Source organism: Companilactobacillus insicii, assembly GCF_003946015.1.
Lineage (GTDB): Bacteria > Bacillota > Bacilli > Lactobacillales > Lactobacillaceae > Companilactobacillus > Companilactobacillus insicii.
This window is the reverse complement of the sequence record NZ_RHNU01000006.1, coordinates 51,028-68,002: the sequence shown is the minus strand read 5'-3', so window position 1 is coordinate 68,002 and position 16,975 is coordinate 51,028. Positions and strand designations below refer to the sequence as shown.

Below are 16,975 nucleotides of genomic sequence, written 5' to 3'. Positions count from 1 at the left end.
TCTTTCCTCCTAAGCACAAATACATTGTATTAGGTTTTGTATTGCAGCAACTTGATTAGAATCAAGTTTTCAAAGAAAGTACAAAAAAAGACAGACATCAGTTTGTCTGTCCATAACACATTCATAATTTTAGCTACGGTAACTCAATTTTTTAAACACGTTTCACGTAAAAGTACCATCCATAACAGCAAAACCGTAATACCTATTGCTGTTAAGACATACCCTGGATCATTGCTTGTCTTAGGTAAAGCTTGAGTCACATCATTAGCTGAACTAGAATTAGTTGCCGCAAACGCAGTACCACTCTGCAATGACTTCAAATCATTAGATAAATTTTTTAAATCGTTCAACATTTTTGATAAATCTGAAGTATTTACCATTTTAGATAAATCAAGCGATGACAATCCATCAAAGTTCAAATTAAAGTTTAGTAATGAATCTAACCCATAATCAGGACTATTCAAACTCAATTGTCCGGGTATCAACTTACTTAAATCATCTAAGTTTCCAATATTAAAGCTGAATTTTACGTAATCATTGTCTCCCTTGGTATATCTAAAAATATCATTGGGATCCACTGTCTTATTGTTAATCATGTTTATCTTGACCGCTGAATCACCTAACTTCTTATTATAGGCAATTGTCATAGCAACATTGTAAGTACCATCACCATTAGGCGTTATTGTTGCAGTATTGGTTAAGAAGTTGGCAGCTGTTGCACCATTCTTGTCATTTTTAACAACCTTATAAGTAATGCTTTGACCATTCTTACTCTTAGAAAGAGTGGTTGTTGATTTTGGATCTTCAATAATTACATTCTTAGAAGTATCAGTATTATTAGATGTTACTGGTGAAGTTGAAGAATCGTTATTAGTATTTGATTTTGTAACATCAGTGATTGATTTCAGATTACCTAGTAAGGTACTTCTACTATTAGTAGATCCACTCGCTGTAGAAGTATCAAACTTAAAATCTACATTAGACTTTGTTAGCTCAACACCTAATACTTTGGTCTTAGATTCCAAAGTGGCTGCTATATTACCATTCAAATCGTCCAAACTATTAACATTGAAACTGACATTCTGATAAGTTGTTCCATTGTCATCATATGTTGATGATAACGTTGGTGTTTGACCATTAATGGAATCTACTGACAAAGACTTCAATTTTGGAAGCCTCATTGTTAACGTCACTTTATAAGTTCCATCATTATTTTGAGATATTTTAGCTGACTTAGTGAAATAAGCACTATTTAAATCTGCATCATTAGTTCCACTCTGATAAACATCATAAGAAATATTTTGTGTAGTTGCGGTATCTGATGAAGCTTGTGCAACTTGCGTAGTTGATACCATCGGTGAATTGAATTGAGCGACAGTTACTACTCCTCCGAGTAACATAACCGCAGCTAATAATTGGATTAAGCCCCTCTTCATAATATCGCCCCCAAGTAAATAAATTTTATCATATTTTAGCTCACATAGTTACCATATCACATTGTAACCATAGGCTTTCAAGTAATTAATTGATTTTGATCAAAAATATTTTACTGATATACCCAATTTAAGAAACTGGTATCACAATTTTAATGTTAAACGTTTTTTATAATTTTAACTTCACAACAACTATTCATTATTAATAACTATCAACAGCGTAGGTTAGATATCTATATCTAATAAATTACGTCTGAAAAGTAATTTTAAATTAAATAGATTAAAGAATTATTACAAAAAAATTGGAATAGCTGCCACTTAGGTTATATACTATTAATATTATAATCAGGAAGGTGAAATTATATGAAACAAGGCACAACAATTATCACTCTCGATAATGGCTACCATTTATGGACTAACACACAAGGCCACGGCGACATCCAATTACTTTGCCTACACGGCGGACCTGGTGGAAATCATGAATACTACGAAAACTTCGGTGAAGAGCTGGCCGATCTTGGTGTTCAAGTATCAATGTACGATCAACTTGGATCATGGTATTCGGATCAACCAGATTACAGTGATCCCGCAATCGCTGATAAATATCTTACTTATGAATACTTCGTTGATGAAGTTGAAGAAGTTAGACAAAAACTAGGATTAGATAACTTCTACCTCATTGGACAATCATGGGGTGGCGCTTTGGTACAAATGTACGCTGCTAAATATGGACAACACTTAAAGGGTGCTATCATCTCAAGTATGGTCGATGAAATTGACGACTACGTAAAGAGCATTAATCAATGCCGTTTGGACACATTAGGTCCTGATAAGGTTAAATACATGGAAAAAATCGAAGCTGAAAATAACCTTTCCGATGCTACATATCAAAGTTACGTTGACGTGCTAAATGCTGAATACATTGATCGCAAACAACCAACTTCAATTAAACACTTAATCGATACAACTGCTACTGGTGTTTACGGCGTATTCCAAGGTGACAATGAATTTGTCATTACTGGTAAGCTAAAAGATTGGCATTTCAGAGACCATCTTAAAGAAATCAAAGTACCGACTTTGATCACATTCGGTGAACATGAAACAATGCCTATCCCAACAGCCAAAATCATGCAAAAGGAAATTCCACACGCACGTCTAGTTACAACACCAAACGGTGGACATCATCATATGATCGACAATGCTCCAGTATACTTTGATCATTTGAAGACATTCATTAAAGATGTTGAAAATAATAATTTTAATGACTAACTAAAAAATTCAGAACTGAAGAATAATTTCTTCGTTCTGAATTTTTATTTTCTTAAAAATCTTCGATAACTTCTATACTAGATTTTTCCATAGTTTTACCTATCAAGCATTTCTTTACTTCGGAACACAAAACGCATGGAACCGTGTCTAGCATAAAATCATTGGCATGAATCTCATGAGGATTAATTGAGGTATTCAATACTATGAGTATCTTCTTATCATCCTTACAATATGTGAATCCAATTCCATAATCACCCAAATAAAATGGTGAGAACTTTGCTTCATTTATCCAAGAATGTTTTTTGCGCCACTGATACCATTTAGTTACTGTATTTTGTAGCGCCCTGTCTGCGCTTTTCCAAGGAAAATAAGCTCTATTCTCAGGATCCTTACCTCCAGTCAATCCGGCTTCATCCCCATAATATAAGCATGGAACTCCAGGAAGAGTAAACAACAAGCCATAGGCTTGCTCTAACCATTCACGATTACCATGAAGTAGTGTCAAGATACGCTCAGTATCGTGACTACCAATATTATTAAAATTATAATTAAAAGTCGTTTTAGGATAATTTTCTTTCAGTGTCATTAATTCAAGCCACCATTCAGATGGTCTCAAATCTCCTGTAAGAACTCGAATAATTAGTTTTCTTAACGGGTAATTCATAACCGCCTGTAACATCCCACCTTCGAGATAATGACGGCGGCGTCCATAAGCCATTTTATGTGACGCATCTTCCCAAACTTCACCTATTAGGATTCTATCTGGATACTTATCCAATGAACGACGTATTCCCATAATGAATTCATCCGGTAGCTCATCTGCCACATCCAATCTCCAACCGTCTACTCCTCGAGAAGTCCAATAGTCAATAACTGAATCCTTAGCACCATAAATAAATTGTTGGAAATCAGGATTGGACTTGTTGACAGTTGGTAAGTCAGTCACTCCCCACCAACTGTCATACTCTTTTGGATACTTAGTAAAAGTAAACCAAGGATAATATGGACTGTCCATTGACTGTTCCGCACCGACGGTATCATAGTAACCACTTTGGTTGAAGTAACGAGAATTAACTCCCACGTGATTGAAGACTCCATCCAAAATCAGATGCATTCCTGCATTATGAATCGCCGTTACTAAACTATCAAAATCATCCAAAGTGCCCAACATAGGATCAATCTTCAAATAATCACCTGTGTCATAGCGATGATTACTCATAGCCTCAAAAATTGGACTCAAGTAAATCACTGTCACCCCTAGTTGTTTTAAATATGGAATTTTCTGTTCAATACCAAGTAAATTGCCACCATAAAAGTCCCAACGAACAACTTCTTGTTTTTTATTCCGAATATACATTGGTAAATCCGTCTTTCTTCCATATATAAAACTATTCGGCTTGGGATTATTCACATGTTTATCTGCATTACCATTGTTAAATCTGTCTACAAAGATTTGATAAGCCACTCCATGCTTATACCAATCAGGAATGGATTCAACATGATCAACAACTGTCAACTGATACATTTGAACATCTCGGCGATTGTTATATATAGTACCTTCACCACCGAAGCCACCATCAATGCAGCCATAAAAACATCTTTCATTCAAAGTCTTAACTTCAAAATAATAAAAATATAAGCCAGAACTCTTCGGCACGAAGTCAGTATAAAAATAAGGATTTTTCAAATCCATAACTACCTGATGTTCTGTATCCCAATGACCATCTTTAGCAACATGTAAAACAACTTTTTGAATTTCATCACTAGCATGAACTTTAATTTGAAAATCCACTTTGGTAGCTTTCTCGACTGCTCCAAACGGTTCTTTATCAGTCGTTTGGAAAGAATCATATTCAATAACTATACTCATTAAGTTTCTCCTAGCTACTTCAAAATACGATCATATGGTACTTGCCAAATATCCTCACCATATCTTGCAACTGCGTAATCAGCTGAGAATGTCCCTGATGCGGCGATATTAGCAAGTGATTTTTGTTCCCATATTTTTTTGTCAGTGAAATCTTGACTGATTTGTTTTTGTTTTTGAACATATTCAGCATAATCAGCTAAGACAAAATATTCATCGTTATAACGAATCAAAGAATCGTATATTTCCTGTCCTTCTGTTGAAATGCCTGGAATTGTTCCATCGATTAATGTCCCCAATATTCTTTGTAACTCTGGATTATTATCCGAAAAGTCACTAGCATGGTAATCTCCTCGATGATAATATCCATAGACATCATCTGATGTTAATCCAAAAGTATATTCATTTTCTGAGCCAGCCGCTCTAACAATATCAATATTTGCTCCATCCATCGTAGCCAACGACAGAGCACCATTCGTCATTAGTTTCATATTACTTGTTCCAGATGCCTCTTTAGAAGCAGTGGAAATTTGTTCACTAATATCAGCAGCTGGGATAATTAATTCACCTAGAGATACACCATAGTTAGGAACAAAGACGACTTTTAATTTGTCCCCAATATCCTTATCGTTGTTAACCAAATCAGCCACGGCATTAATCAACTTGATTACAGATTTAGCATAGTGATAACTAGGAGCCGCCTTAGCTCCAAAAATATGAACCCTAGATATAACATCTTTTTGAGGGTGATCTTTGATATCTAAATACTCGCGGATGATTTCAAAAACATGTAATAGCTGTCGCTTATATGCGTGTAGTCGCTTAATTTGAACATCATATATTGCATCTGTTTTAATCGTAATTCCTAGCTCTTCTTGAACATACTTTGCCAACTTCTTTTTATTCTCGACTTTGACATCTTCTAGTTTCTGAAGAAAATCATCATCATTTTCAAACGCCGACAATGTCTGGATTTGCTTGGGATTTGATCTCCAGCTTGAACCAATTTTAGAGTCAATCAGACTGGATAATGGTTCATTCGCTAATTGTAACCAGCGACGATTGGCAATACCATTGGTCTTATTGTTAAACCGTTCTGGATAAATACGATACAGATCCGATAATACATCTTTTTTTAGTAACTCCGTATGTAATGGCGCTACTCCATTAACACTATGACTACCAATAACAGCTAAGTAAGCCATCCTAACTTGTCCGTTTCCTAAAGGAGCAGTATTGTCGACCGTATTCTCTCCAAAAATCGGCAATTTTTCTTCACGATAACGCCGGTCTATTTCTTCAACTATTTGATATATTCTTGGCAACATTCCCTTAAACATGTCAATTGGCCACGTTTCAAGAGCCTCTTGCATAATTGTATGATTGGTATAACTCATTGTTGCAACCGTTATTTGCCAAGCCTTATCCCAAGGACAATCATACTCATCTAATAAAATTCGCATAAGTTCAGGAATAACCAAAGTTGGATGGGTGTCATTGATATGAATTGATACTTTACGAGCAAAATCCTTAGCTGTAGAGTGATCCAAAAAATAGTGTCTAACAATACTTTGAACTCCTGCTGATGAGAAGAAATACTCCTGTCTAAGTCTTAATGAGCGACCTTCAGCATTCGAATCGTCTGGATATAATACTTCAGTTATTTGATCAATTCGATCACGCTGAGCTTGTGAATAAAAAGTCTGATCTGCACTAGGAGGTAATTCGGCTGACCAAAGTCTCATAGTATTCGTAACGTCGTTATGATAACCTACTATTCCTACATCAAAGGGTACAGCCAGTACATCATCAGTTTGATCGTATACTGGTCTGAGATGACCATCAGGTTGTGGCTGTAACCAAACATGACCACCGAACCTAACTATGCATGCCCTATTCTCTCGTCTGATTTCCCATACGTTGCCATTTCTCAACCAGTCATCTGGTAACTCCACTTGATAGCCGTTCATGAATACTTGCTTAAACAATCCATAGCGATAACGAATACCATTACCGTTCCCAGCCATCCCTAAGCTAGCCATCGAATCCATATAACAAGCTGCCAAACGACCAAGACCACCATTTCCTAAACCTGGATCTGGCTCAGAGCGACAGATCTTCTCAAAGTCTAAGCCCAACTTATCCAAACCATCTCTAACTGTGTCTAAGATACCGAGATTTAACAAATTAGACTTCATAAGGCGACCTGGCAAAAATTCAATTGAAAAATAATAAACTTGTTTCGCATCTTTTTGACGATATCTCTTTGAAGTATTCTTCCAGTTACTGCTGTCATAACGTTTGATTAAATTTCCCAAAGCCATCAATTGTTCCAATGGGGAAGAATCTTTAACATCAATGGCATATGTAGCTTTGACTTCATTGACAAAGTCTTTAGTAAATTTTGTTTCATCCAATTTCATGTTTTTAACTCCCATCAACCGCTAGGAAAACTTAGTCAGACAATTCTTGATATAACTGGCGGTATTTTTGTGCTGACTTTTGCCAACCGAAATCTTTCTTCATTCCCTGAAATCTAATCTTCTGCCATGCCTTGGGTTCGTCACAATACAAGTTATAAGCATATCCCATCATCTTACCTAAAACTTCTGAGCGATAATCGTTGAATCCAAAGCCAGTTCCTTCACCAGTAAAATGATTATAAGGCTTTACAGTATCGCGTAAACCACCAACAGAATGAACTAGTGGAACACTACCGTAACGCATTGCCATCATTTGAGAAAGCCCACAAGGCTCAAAAGCTGAAGGCATTACAAAGACATCACTGCCGGCATAGATCTGCTGTGCCAATCTAACATCAAACTCAATGGCCGCTACAAATTTATTTGGAAAGGCTTCTTGATAACCTCTAAATCCAGCTTCCAAATCCGGATCACCGGTTCCCAAAACAATGACTTGCGCATCATACTTATGCAAGAAATCATTTAAAGTATCTAGTAACAAATCCATACCCTTTTGTCTAGTTAACCTTGATACTACCGCAAAAATCGGAACATCGACTTGTGGAAGTCCTAAAGATTTTTGTAAATCATGTTTGTCCTTAACCTTATTATTCATATCATCAACTTGATAGTGAGAGAAGATATTAGGATCAGTAGCTGGATCATAAATTTGCGTATCTATTCCATTAACGATTCCTTGTAATTTATATGAATTATCACGTAAGATCCCATCTAGACTTTCTCCAAACTCAGGAGTTTGAATCTCTTCGGCATAACTAGGTGAAACTGTCGTAACAGCATCCGCGCAATAAATTCCACCTTTCATAAAATTAACATTTCCGTAGAATTCAACCGTTCCTTCATCAAAGGTTCGCATGCCAATACCAAATAGACTATCAAGAATAACGGGATCATATACGCCTTGAAACTGAATGTTATGAATCGTTAAAACTGTCTTAATATGACGGTATGAATCGATCCAGTTGTATTTATCCTTCAATAAAACGGGAATAAAAGCTGTATGCCAATCGTTACAATGAATGACATTAGGAATATAATTTATTTTTTCCAACATTTCACATATCGCTAATTGGAAAAATGCAAACCTTTCGCCATCATCCCAATATCCGTAAATATTATCGCGACCAAAATATTCCTCATTATCAATCAAATAGTAATCGACTCCATCTAAAGTTAGAGTTTTAATTCCACAATACTTTGATTTAGCCCCAACTTGTACCTGAAAGTACATTAACTCTTTGATCTTTGTACGATATTTTTCAGGAAATAACTTTTTGTAATACGGAATTACGACTCTTAATTCAACCCCGTCTTTGATCAATGCCTTGGGCAAAGCTAAGCTAACGTCTCCTAATCCACCTGTCTTATAAAATGGTGCTGCTTCAGCAGCTGCAAATAAAACTCTACTCATTAGTGACCTCCGCTTGTCTGAATATCCGTTTCCCTTTGCCAATAACTAAGGGATCATCCGCTGTACCTTTTAGTTCTAGATTTGGTCCAATAACTACATTTTTATCGATAACAGCATTCTCAATAGTAGTTCCAACGCCAATTCTAGTGCCTTGCATAATTACAGAATCCTTGATTAGACTGTTGCGATTAATAAATACATTACGAAAAATAACTGAATTAACGACCTTGCCTTCAATATAACCGCCGGTACCGCAGAGACTGCCTTTTACCTGTGAACTCTTAGCAAAGAAAGTTGGAATTTCATTTTTAACCTTAGTATAGATCTGACGTTGACTATAAAATAGTGCTCTAAAATTATCCTCATGTAAAATCGACATGCTTGCTTTGTAGTAACTTGAAATATCATGAATATTGGCAAAGAAGCCTGTATACTCGAACGCATTAGCGTTGTGTTGGATAACTGCTTGTTTCATCAAGCGTTCCAAACTGATTAAGTCACCACGTTGATTAGCTTCGTTCAAAATATCAATTAAATCTACTGTACTCATCAAATAAATATTGAGATCTTTGGCCAGTTTCCCTTCACTAGATGGAATAGTTTTAGATGCTTCTACTATCGACGTTGCCATACCATTCTCGGTCAATTGCAAGACCGTATTAGTTGGCTTTATTTCTGATGCACTAACACTCTTATATACAGTCGTCACACGATTATCACGTTCTTTGTGATAGCGCAATAGTGCTTTCAGATCAATATTACAAATATTTCTTGTACCCATGACAACTGTGTACTCACTATTACTTCTCTTTAAGAAAAGAATGGCATTGTCGTAATAGTGATGAATCAATGTTTCTTTTTTTTCTGGAGCAATTAATGACAAATCGTTATATGGAAAATTAAATAATCCGCCACGGATAGTATCAAGATTCCAATCGTTACCACTTCTAATATGATCAGACACTGAGCGTCCTGATCGTGGCGAAGCTATCATTACATTTTGAATTTCAGCGTTTGCGATACTGGATAATGGGAAATCAATCAATCGATAGCGTCCACCAAATGGTAATGTTCCGACTGGACGATCTTGCGTTAAGGGTTCAAGTTTCTCCCATGGTTCAACTAAGTTAATTACTGCACTCACACTGTTATGTTTCATGATTTCTTAACCCCCACAACTTCGCCATAACCTACCACAGCGATATCTTTATCCGTTCCTTTGACTTCTGCACCATCACCGATCACAGCTTCTTCGCCAACCAAAGCGTGATCGACAACAACATTCTTACCGATAGTTGCACCAGGCATAATCATACTATCAACAATACGACTACCCGTTCCAACCGAGACACGCTGTGAAAGAATAGAATGATCAACTTCACCGGCTACATAACAACTGTCAACAATCATGGAATTATTAACGTTGCTAGTATTGGTCAAAAACATTGGAGGTAAAACTTGTGCCTTAGAATTAATACGCCAATTACGATCACCAATATTTAAACTATTATGCGGTGATAGAAATTCCATATTAGCCTGCCATAAACTATGAATCGTTCCAACATCACGCCAATAACCATCAAAGGCATATGCATAAGTTGACTCATTGTTAGCTAAGTACATAGGAATAACATTCTTGCCGAAATCCTCTAATGTCTTATTAGTGGTAAAGCTTGTCGTCAAATAATTTCTTAAAGTTGGCCAATTAAAAATATAAATTCCCATTGATGCCTTATCACTCTTAGGATGCTCTGGCTTCTCTTCAAACTCAATAATACGATCTGTCTCATCTGTATTCATCATTCCAAAGCGCTTTGCCTCTTCCATTGTTACTGGAATCACTCCAACAGTTAAGGAAGCCTTCTTTGCCTTATGATATTCAAGCATTGCACCATAATCCATCTTATAAATATGATCACCTGACAAAACTAGTAAGTATTCAGGATTTTGTTGATCAATATATTCGATATTTTGATAAATAGCATGAGCCGTTCCCTCAAAGAATTTCTCACCTTCACTAGATGAAAAAGGCTGTAGCACCGTTACACCACCATTTTGATCGTCTAATCCCCAACTTGATCCATTTCCAATATGAGCATTCAATTCCAAAGGTTGATACTGCGTTATGACGCCTACTGTATCAATACCTGAGTTTGCACAATTGCTTAATGTGAAGTCAATAATACGATAACGTCCGCCAAAGGGGATTGCTGGTTTTGCGGTTGACTTAGTCAATTTCCCTAATCTAGTACCTTGTCCACCTGCTAAAATAATTGCTAACATTTCATTTTTCTCTGTCATAATGACTCACCCCTACTTCAATTTGGTTGGTCGAATCAATAATGCTCCCATGGCTGGAAGCGTCAATATAAAGCTTGCAGGTTGCCCATGAAACGGTGTTTTATCAGCGACAAACTTCGTCTCCAGTTTTGTCCAAGTACCTCCGAAGGTCTTATCCTCCGTGTTAATTAATAGTTCATATTCACCTGCATATGGAACTCCAATTCGATAATCTTTTCGTTCAACTGGTACAAAATTAAATGCTGCGACTACAAACTGATGCTTTCGTTTTCCTTGCCGAATAAATCCCATAGTAGAACTTTGAGCATCGTCTGTATTTGAATAAATCATTCCATTTGATTCATAATCTTGTTCCCATAATGGCTTATTATCACGATAAGTTTGATTAAGTGTTTGAGTAAATTTTTGCATTTTATTATTAAGCGGGTCCTTTAAGTCTACCCACTCTAAGGAAGTCCAATCACGCCATTCAAGAAATTGTCCCCATTCAGAGCCCATAAAAGTTAACTTTTTACCGGGAAATGCCAGAAGATATGTGATCATTGTTCGTAAATTAGCAAATTGATTGTACCGATCTCCAGGCATTTTATGCATTAATGACTTTTTTCCATGAACAACTTCATCATGTGAGAACGGCATAATGAATTTTTCATTATACATATATACAAAAGCAAAGGTTAATAAATCAAAGTGATCATGCCGATACAGTGGGTCCATCTCAAAAAATTTTAATGTGTCATGCATCCAACCCAGATTCCACTTAAAGTCAAAACCAAGTCCACCATCTTCCACAGCATTAGTGACTCCTGCAAAAGCTGAAGATTCTTCGGCAATCATCAAAGCATCTGGGTGTTCTTCGTGGACAATCTGGTTGAGCTTCTGGAGGAATTCAATGCCTTCTAAATTACGGTTGTCGCCTTGATCATTCTTTAATCCTTCTTTACCAATGTCATAATCCAAATAAAGCATATTTGAAACAGAATCTACTCTGAGGCCGTCTAAATGACATTGCTCCAACCAATAGAAAGCACTTGAAATTAAGAAGCTTCGAACTTGCGCTTTGCCTAAATCAAAATTCCACGCACCCCATCCACGATTATCAGCTCGATTTTCATCCTGATACTCATAAGTGATTGTTCCATCATATTGATACAATGCATCGTAATTACGGATGAAATGTCCCGGAACCCAGTCAACTAAAACACCAATATTAGCTTGATGAAGTTTATCAACCAAATCTAAGAAACCATCAATATTGCCAAAACGACTGGTTATTGCAAAATACCCTAATTGTTGATAACCCCAAGAAGCATCAAGTAAATGTTCCATAACTGGCATAAGTTCAACATGGGTATAACCCATTTTCTTTATATAGGGAATCAATTCGGTCGCAATTTCGGAATACGTATAGTAACTACCATCTTCATGACGTCGCCATGAACCTAAATGTAGTTCATAAATATTTAACGGTCGTTTTTTAATGTCACTACGTTTGCGACGTGCTAACCACAAACTGTCATGCCATTTTTTATTTATGGGTCCAACAACTACTGCCGCATCCCCAGGTTTTTTTTCAAACTCTCTAGCATAAGGATCAATTTTTAAATGTCGTTCATTATTAGAATCAGTAATTGAAAACTTGTACAAAGAACCAATTTCAACATCACGAAACTCACCATGCCAAATCCCAGTTGTATCTATTGCGGTTAATTCAGAATCATGCCATCCATTAAAATCTCCTACAACAGCTACTGATTTAGCATGTGGAGCCCAAACGTTAAAAATAGTTATTCCGTTTTTTAGAACATGGCACCCCAGAAACTCATAACTTTTATAAGACTTCCCAGTGTTAAATAAATAGCCACTTTCTGCTAAATTATATTTCAATACCAAATTAATCACTTCCTTTAGATAAATTGTGAAATAATTAATTAATTCTTGTTTACAAACTCATTATAAATTAGTTTGTAGCCATTGTATTGCTTTTATATGAAATTACTTATATTATTTACAAGCCGTATATATACAGTGAGTATTACTGTTATATCAGCCATGAGTGGTGCAATTATAGGCTCAACCAGTGGATTTGTAAAAAAATATATAATATTATTTTTGATTAAGAAAATAATTTATTTTAAAGAGTGAAAAAATCACAAAAACACAATATGGCGATTTATCTTTCAGGTATACCAATAATTAAATTACGCAAAAAAAAATAGAACTCCTAAGAGTTCTACAAACTGGAAACAAATTGCCACGTCCATACATTTCCTATAGAAGAATTGGCATCATATGTTCCTGACGATAAATCATTTGTATCCAATTTCATCTTTAAATTCTGCTCCAATAAACTGGATAAATCATAAGTCTTAATAGTGTTATTTGAACTTGGGCCATCAATATTCCTTATATCGATAGGAGAGCCATACTCATATGGCGTATTTCCCCAATAAATATTGCCGCCCAGCTGATTGCCGGTCGAGTTTTTCAAATTATGTGTTATTAATTGTAATTTTTGATAATTATCAACATTACGACCATCAATAACTAACAACTTGGAACCATCTAAGTTGGCATTTAGAATTGGTGATTTTCCACCTCCTGGCATATAGCTACCAAAATCTATACTTTTTGGTGGATCTACAGCCAAACTATACCCAGTTCTGAAATAGAGAGTATCGCTGGCTAATATTTGTCCGTTAGGATCATTACTTATTACACTCCCTAATTGCTTTGACTGACGCAGCATTACCTTTACATAATGCAATTTATTATCCGTATACAAAGAAGTATTGATTTTAGCTGGAACATTTATTGTACTGTTAAATCCTCCCCCAGTACTTATATATACCTTTTGACTTTCCACATCCGTTTCATAGTACACTGTTGCATGGTAGACATCAACATTAGGGGTGTTTATGTACACTTTGAATTGAAACCCCGTAGATTTACTCATGTATGGATTATCTGCTGTATAAGTATTCGGAGTATCGATTCCATTATTTGTAAGTATCAATTTTACTACAGAATTGCCCGCAGTAGCTGCAGCAGGTACAAGTGCCCTTGAAGCAAACAAAGCACTAGCCGGACTGAATCCAGAATACACTTTATTGGTAGCAGCGACATTAATCACACTGCTACTAACACTAGACCAGTTTCCATCAGAATCTTTAATCCAAAAATAAACAGTATGATTACCTGATTTACCAGATAAATTGATATTTTCACTAAAAGAGTGAACCACTAAGTTATGTCCATCGGATTCACTTTGAGTATAGCTAGCAACTTTAGATGCCTTAGAAGGATCATTAACGTCTAGGCTGTAGTACAATGCCACATTTTTACTATCATAGTCGTACCAATTACCGGTGACATAATAACTATTTTCAGTTCCAATCGGACTTGAACTAGTACCAGAATCGACTAATCTCAAAACCGGTTTATTTGAGACATCAATATTATCTGAATCATTCTCATTGGCCCTATCAACTGGCGTCAAACTTCTTACAGCCAAGTTGTTACCATTCATGTCTCTAATAGCTAAGTTATCATCATTAAATTGCTTCATTTCAACATTGAACGAACCTGAATTTTTACTGTTCAATTCATTTGTTAAATTAACGATTACATAATCGCCATTTTTATTCGTAACAACATTTGAATTACCTAGTTCTGCCTTCAGATAATTTATATCTAAATTGTCATAATCAGGCGAATATAAAATCAGCTGACTGCCATCACTAGTCATCTTGAAATCAATCTTCGTTTTGTAATTACCATTGTCTATCATAACATTATTTATTCTGGCGGTTTCAGTACTAGTACCCGTTGCCGCATAAGTATTAATAGCAGTGAAAAAAGTGAGTATCAAACCGAAAGTAACTACTAAAGCAAATAGAACTTGTCTATTTTTATTTTTCATTCTTATCTCATCTTCTTATCAAAAGCATCATACAGCATTCTATATATACCTATTTACATTGTAGCAGTTTATTAGTTTATGAATTATGGGCATACTGGAAAAATGATCTTTTATTATGCATTATTTTTAACCTTGATTACAGCGCAAGAATAACCCATATTATTAAAATACTTTTTGTACAAAATGAATCAATACACATAGTATATAATGTTAAACTTATATCACCATATAAGTGAGGAGAGAATTTATGCGGCTTAAAAAGTTTATTCTGACTGTGTTCGCTCTCTTATTAACTATAGCCTGCTTCCAAATTTCAGGCTTAAATGTACACGCTGATGAAACCGACACTACTGCAGAGGATGTCGGCTATTATCATAAGCCAACCAAAGACGTAAAAAAATTCTTCGGTATTTGGCTAACAACTGGTTTCGCATTACAACCTAAAGAGGACAGTTATGTTGTTGTCGATAATACAACAACTTTGCGGACTGACTCGGCTCGTTCAGCAGTATATGCAATTACAACACTTACTAGAACGCCTCGATATCAATGGTATAAATATCAAGTTGGTGACAAAGAATGGACCAAGGTCAGCAAGTCTGATGGTGGAACAAAAGAAAACCTCGTGGTAACCGGTAAAAAAGCTGATGAAACTACTTACTATCAGTTACAAGTACAATGGCAAGGTCTTATTTGGAATTACTTTGCCAAAAAAATCTATTCACACGTTGCAGCTGTGCACACAGTCCCTGAACCCACTGATGGTAAGGAAATGACGATCAGGACAGATGACGATTATATTTACAGTACTTCATTCGATATGGCCGCTACATCTACTTATGCTCATGCAGATGTAATTCCTGCCAACTATACCGGTGAAGTGACTTGGAGTGTTGATGATCCATCCCTAGCAACTATCAACGAAGACACTGGACTTCTAACAGCCGTAACTAAACCGGAAGTTCATGGTACTGTAACGGTTATCGGTACTCTTCATAATCCAATTGGTGATGACATTTATGCAACTAAAGAAGTTAAAGTCGGACAAGGTCTTGAAGATCAAACGGTTCATGCCGGCAATAAAGCAACATTTTCCATTGAAGGTAATTTAGGTAATTTGGACGATATTGATGACGGCGACGATGACGATGATGAAGACGATGGTGGAGATAATAGCGGTGGCACAAATGAGTACACAATCAAGTGGTATCGTGACAACCCTGATGGATCTAGGGTTCAGATAAATAAAGACAATGAATTAAACGGACCTATGTCAATAACAACCGATGCTACAAATATGGAAGATGACAATCAAAGTAAATACCAGGCTGTTATTAACGTTAAGTTGGGTGCCATCAACAAGAGCTACACTACTAACAAAGCTACTCTGACCGTTATACCCGATGGCTCTCCTGATATAAAAATCCAAAATAGTATTACTAACACTAGCTATCAAGATGAACTAGATAGCGATCTTCATTTATTTGGTGTAAATGAAGAAGATAAAATCTTAGAAAGTGCCACGATTACAAACAATAGTAATACAGGAATTCTAACTAATAGTACTTATCATTTTCCAATCAGAGAAAGCTCTACCATAAATTCGGTCGTGGTAGATAATGAAGAATTATCTAATGATCACTATGAAATTATTTCTAACAATAAAGATGGTACCAAGGAATTAATCATTAAAAACCTAGGATTCTCTATTAAACAAAGCCACGAAGTAAAAGTAACCATGACCGTTGGCGCAATTGATGAACTTAGTACTCAGAGAACGACACCATACTTAGTTGGGCAAGTTTCCAACCCTGATGATTATCATAGCAGTGGTGATGAAGAAGCTATTACTTACTCAACTAACAAAATTCAAATAAACGTTAAAAATATTGATTTTGGAGTTATTACCCCATTCTCAGCTAACGAAACTATCTATCGTCCAGACGAACTAAATGAACCTGAAAATATCGTTGAAATAGACGATCAACGTCGTAACAAGCCGAATACAGAAATCCGTGTTCAACAAGCTAGTGACTTCATAAATGCGGAGGATGTTAAGTTGTTAGGAAACTTAAGGTTTTACGAAGATGGAGTTGGCTACGATATACTTGGTCACGATCATGTAATTCAAGTAACTAAAGAAGGAAATCCAGTACCGTCTATTGGCTGGGCCAAAGAAAATGGAATTTTACTACACATGAACGATAATAATTTAACCGCTGGCATTTATAACACTGAGTTGAAATGGTCAGTCGTTGAAAGTATTTAGACACACAGAGCGCTACAAAG

General features: G+C 36.0%; 10 protein-coding genes. 2 read left to right on the top strand and 8 right to left on the bottom strand.

The features are described 5' to 3' along the window. Nucleotides 1–143: 143 nt before the first annotated feature. A complete protein-coding gene (locus tag EKM79_RS03285) occupies nucleotides 144–1,436 on the bottom strand; it encodes a hypothetical protein (protein WP_125565857.1) in 1,293 nt (430 codons plus the stop codon). A gap of 360 nt (nucleotides 1,437–1,796) precedes the next feature. Between EKM79_RS03285 and EKM79_RS03280 the strand changes: the two genes are divergently transcribed. After that, a complete protein-coding gene (locus EKM79_RS03280) occupies nucleotides 1,797–2,702 on the top strand; it encodes a proline-specific peptidase family protein (RefSeq protein ID WP_125565856.1) in 906 nt (301 codons plus the stop codon). Nucleotides 2,703–2,754: 52 nt separating this feature from the next. Here EKM79_RS03280 and EKM79_RS03275 read toward each other — a convergent pair whose 3' ends face one another. The 7 genes from EKM79_RS03275 to EKM79_RS03245 form a co-directional block, all read right to left on the bottom strand. Continuing rightward, complete coding sequence (locus EKM79_RS03275) at nucleotides 2,755–4,566, bottom strand: glycoside hydrolase family 13 protein (RefSeq protein WP_211331264.1); 1,812 nt, start codon at nucleotides 4,564–4,566, stop codon at nucleotides 2,755–2,757. A gap of 20 nt (nucleotides 4,567–4,586) precedes the next feature. Continuing rightward, the gene (locus EKM79_RS03270; protein ID WP_125565852.1) at nucleotides 4,587–6,992 is read right to left on the bottom strand and encodes a glycogen/starch/alpha-glucan phosphorylase; all 2,406 of its coding nucleotides are present in this window, start codon (nucleotides 6,990–6,992) and stop codon (nucleotides 4,587–4,589) included. A 31-nt stretch (nucleotides 6,993–7,023) separates the two neighbouring features. Further along, a complete protein-coding gene (gene glgA, locus EKM79_RS03265) occupies nucleotides 7,024–8,463 on the bottom strand; it encodes a glycogen synthase GlgA (RefSeq protein ID WP_125565850.1) in 1,440 nt (479 codons plus the stop codon). Continuing rightward, nucleotides 8,456–9,622 (bottom strand): glucose-1-phosphate adenylyltransferase subunit GlgD, encoded by a 1,167-nt coding sequence (gene glgD / locus EKM79_RS03260; RefSeq protein ID WP_125565848.1) that lies wholly within the window; start codon nucleotides 9,620–9,622, stop codon nucleotides 8,456–8,458. The genes glgA and glgD overlap by 8 nt, the downstream gene beginning before the upstream one ends. Then, nucleotides 9,619–10,764 carry a glucose-1-phosphate adenylyltransferase gene (locus EKM79_RS03255; protein WP_125565846.1) on the bottom strand — a complete coding sequence of 382 codons (1,146 nt, stop codon included), beginning with the start codon at nucleotides 10,762–10,764 and terminating at the stop codon, nucleotides 9,619–9,621. Before EKM79_RS03255 ends, glgD begins: the two co-directional genes overlap by 4 nt. Before the next feature lie 12 nt (nucleotides 10,765–10,776). Beyond that, on the bottom strand, nucleotides 10,777–12,651 hold the full coding sequence (gene glgB, locus EKM79_RS03250) for a 1,4-alpha-glucan branching protein GlgB (RefSeq protein WP_246005610.1): 1,875 nt from the start codon (nucleotides 12,649–12,651) through the stop codon (nucleotides 10,777–10,779). Nucleotides 12,652–12,997: 346 nt separating this feature from the next. After that, complete coding sequence (locus EKM79_RS03245) at nucleotides 12,998–14,686, bottom strand: hypothetical protein (protein WP_125565842.1); 1,689 nt, start codon at nucleotides 14,684–14,686, stop codon at nucleotides 12,998–13,000. A gap of 247 nt (nucleotides 14,687–14,933) precedes the next feature. Here EKM79_RS03245 and EKM79_RS03240 point away from each other — a divergent pair, with 247 nt between their 5' ends. Further along, nucleotides 14,934–16,955 (top strand): Ig-like domain-containing protein, encoded by a 2,022-nt coding sequence (locus tag EKM79_RS03240; RefSeq protein WP_125565840.1) that lies wholly within the window; start codon nucleotides 14,934–14,936, stop codon nucleotides 16,953–16,955. Nucleotides 16,956–16,975: the final 20 nt, after the last annotated feature.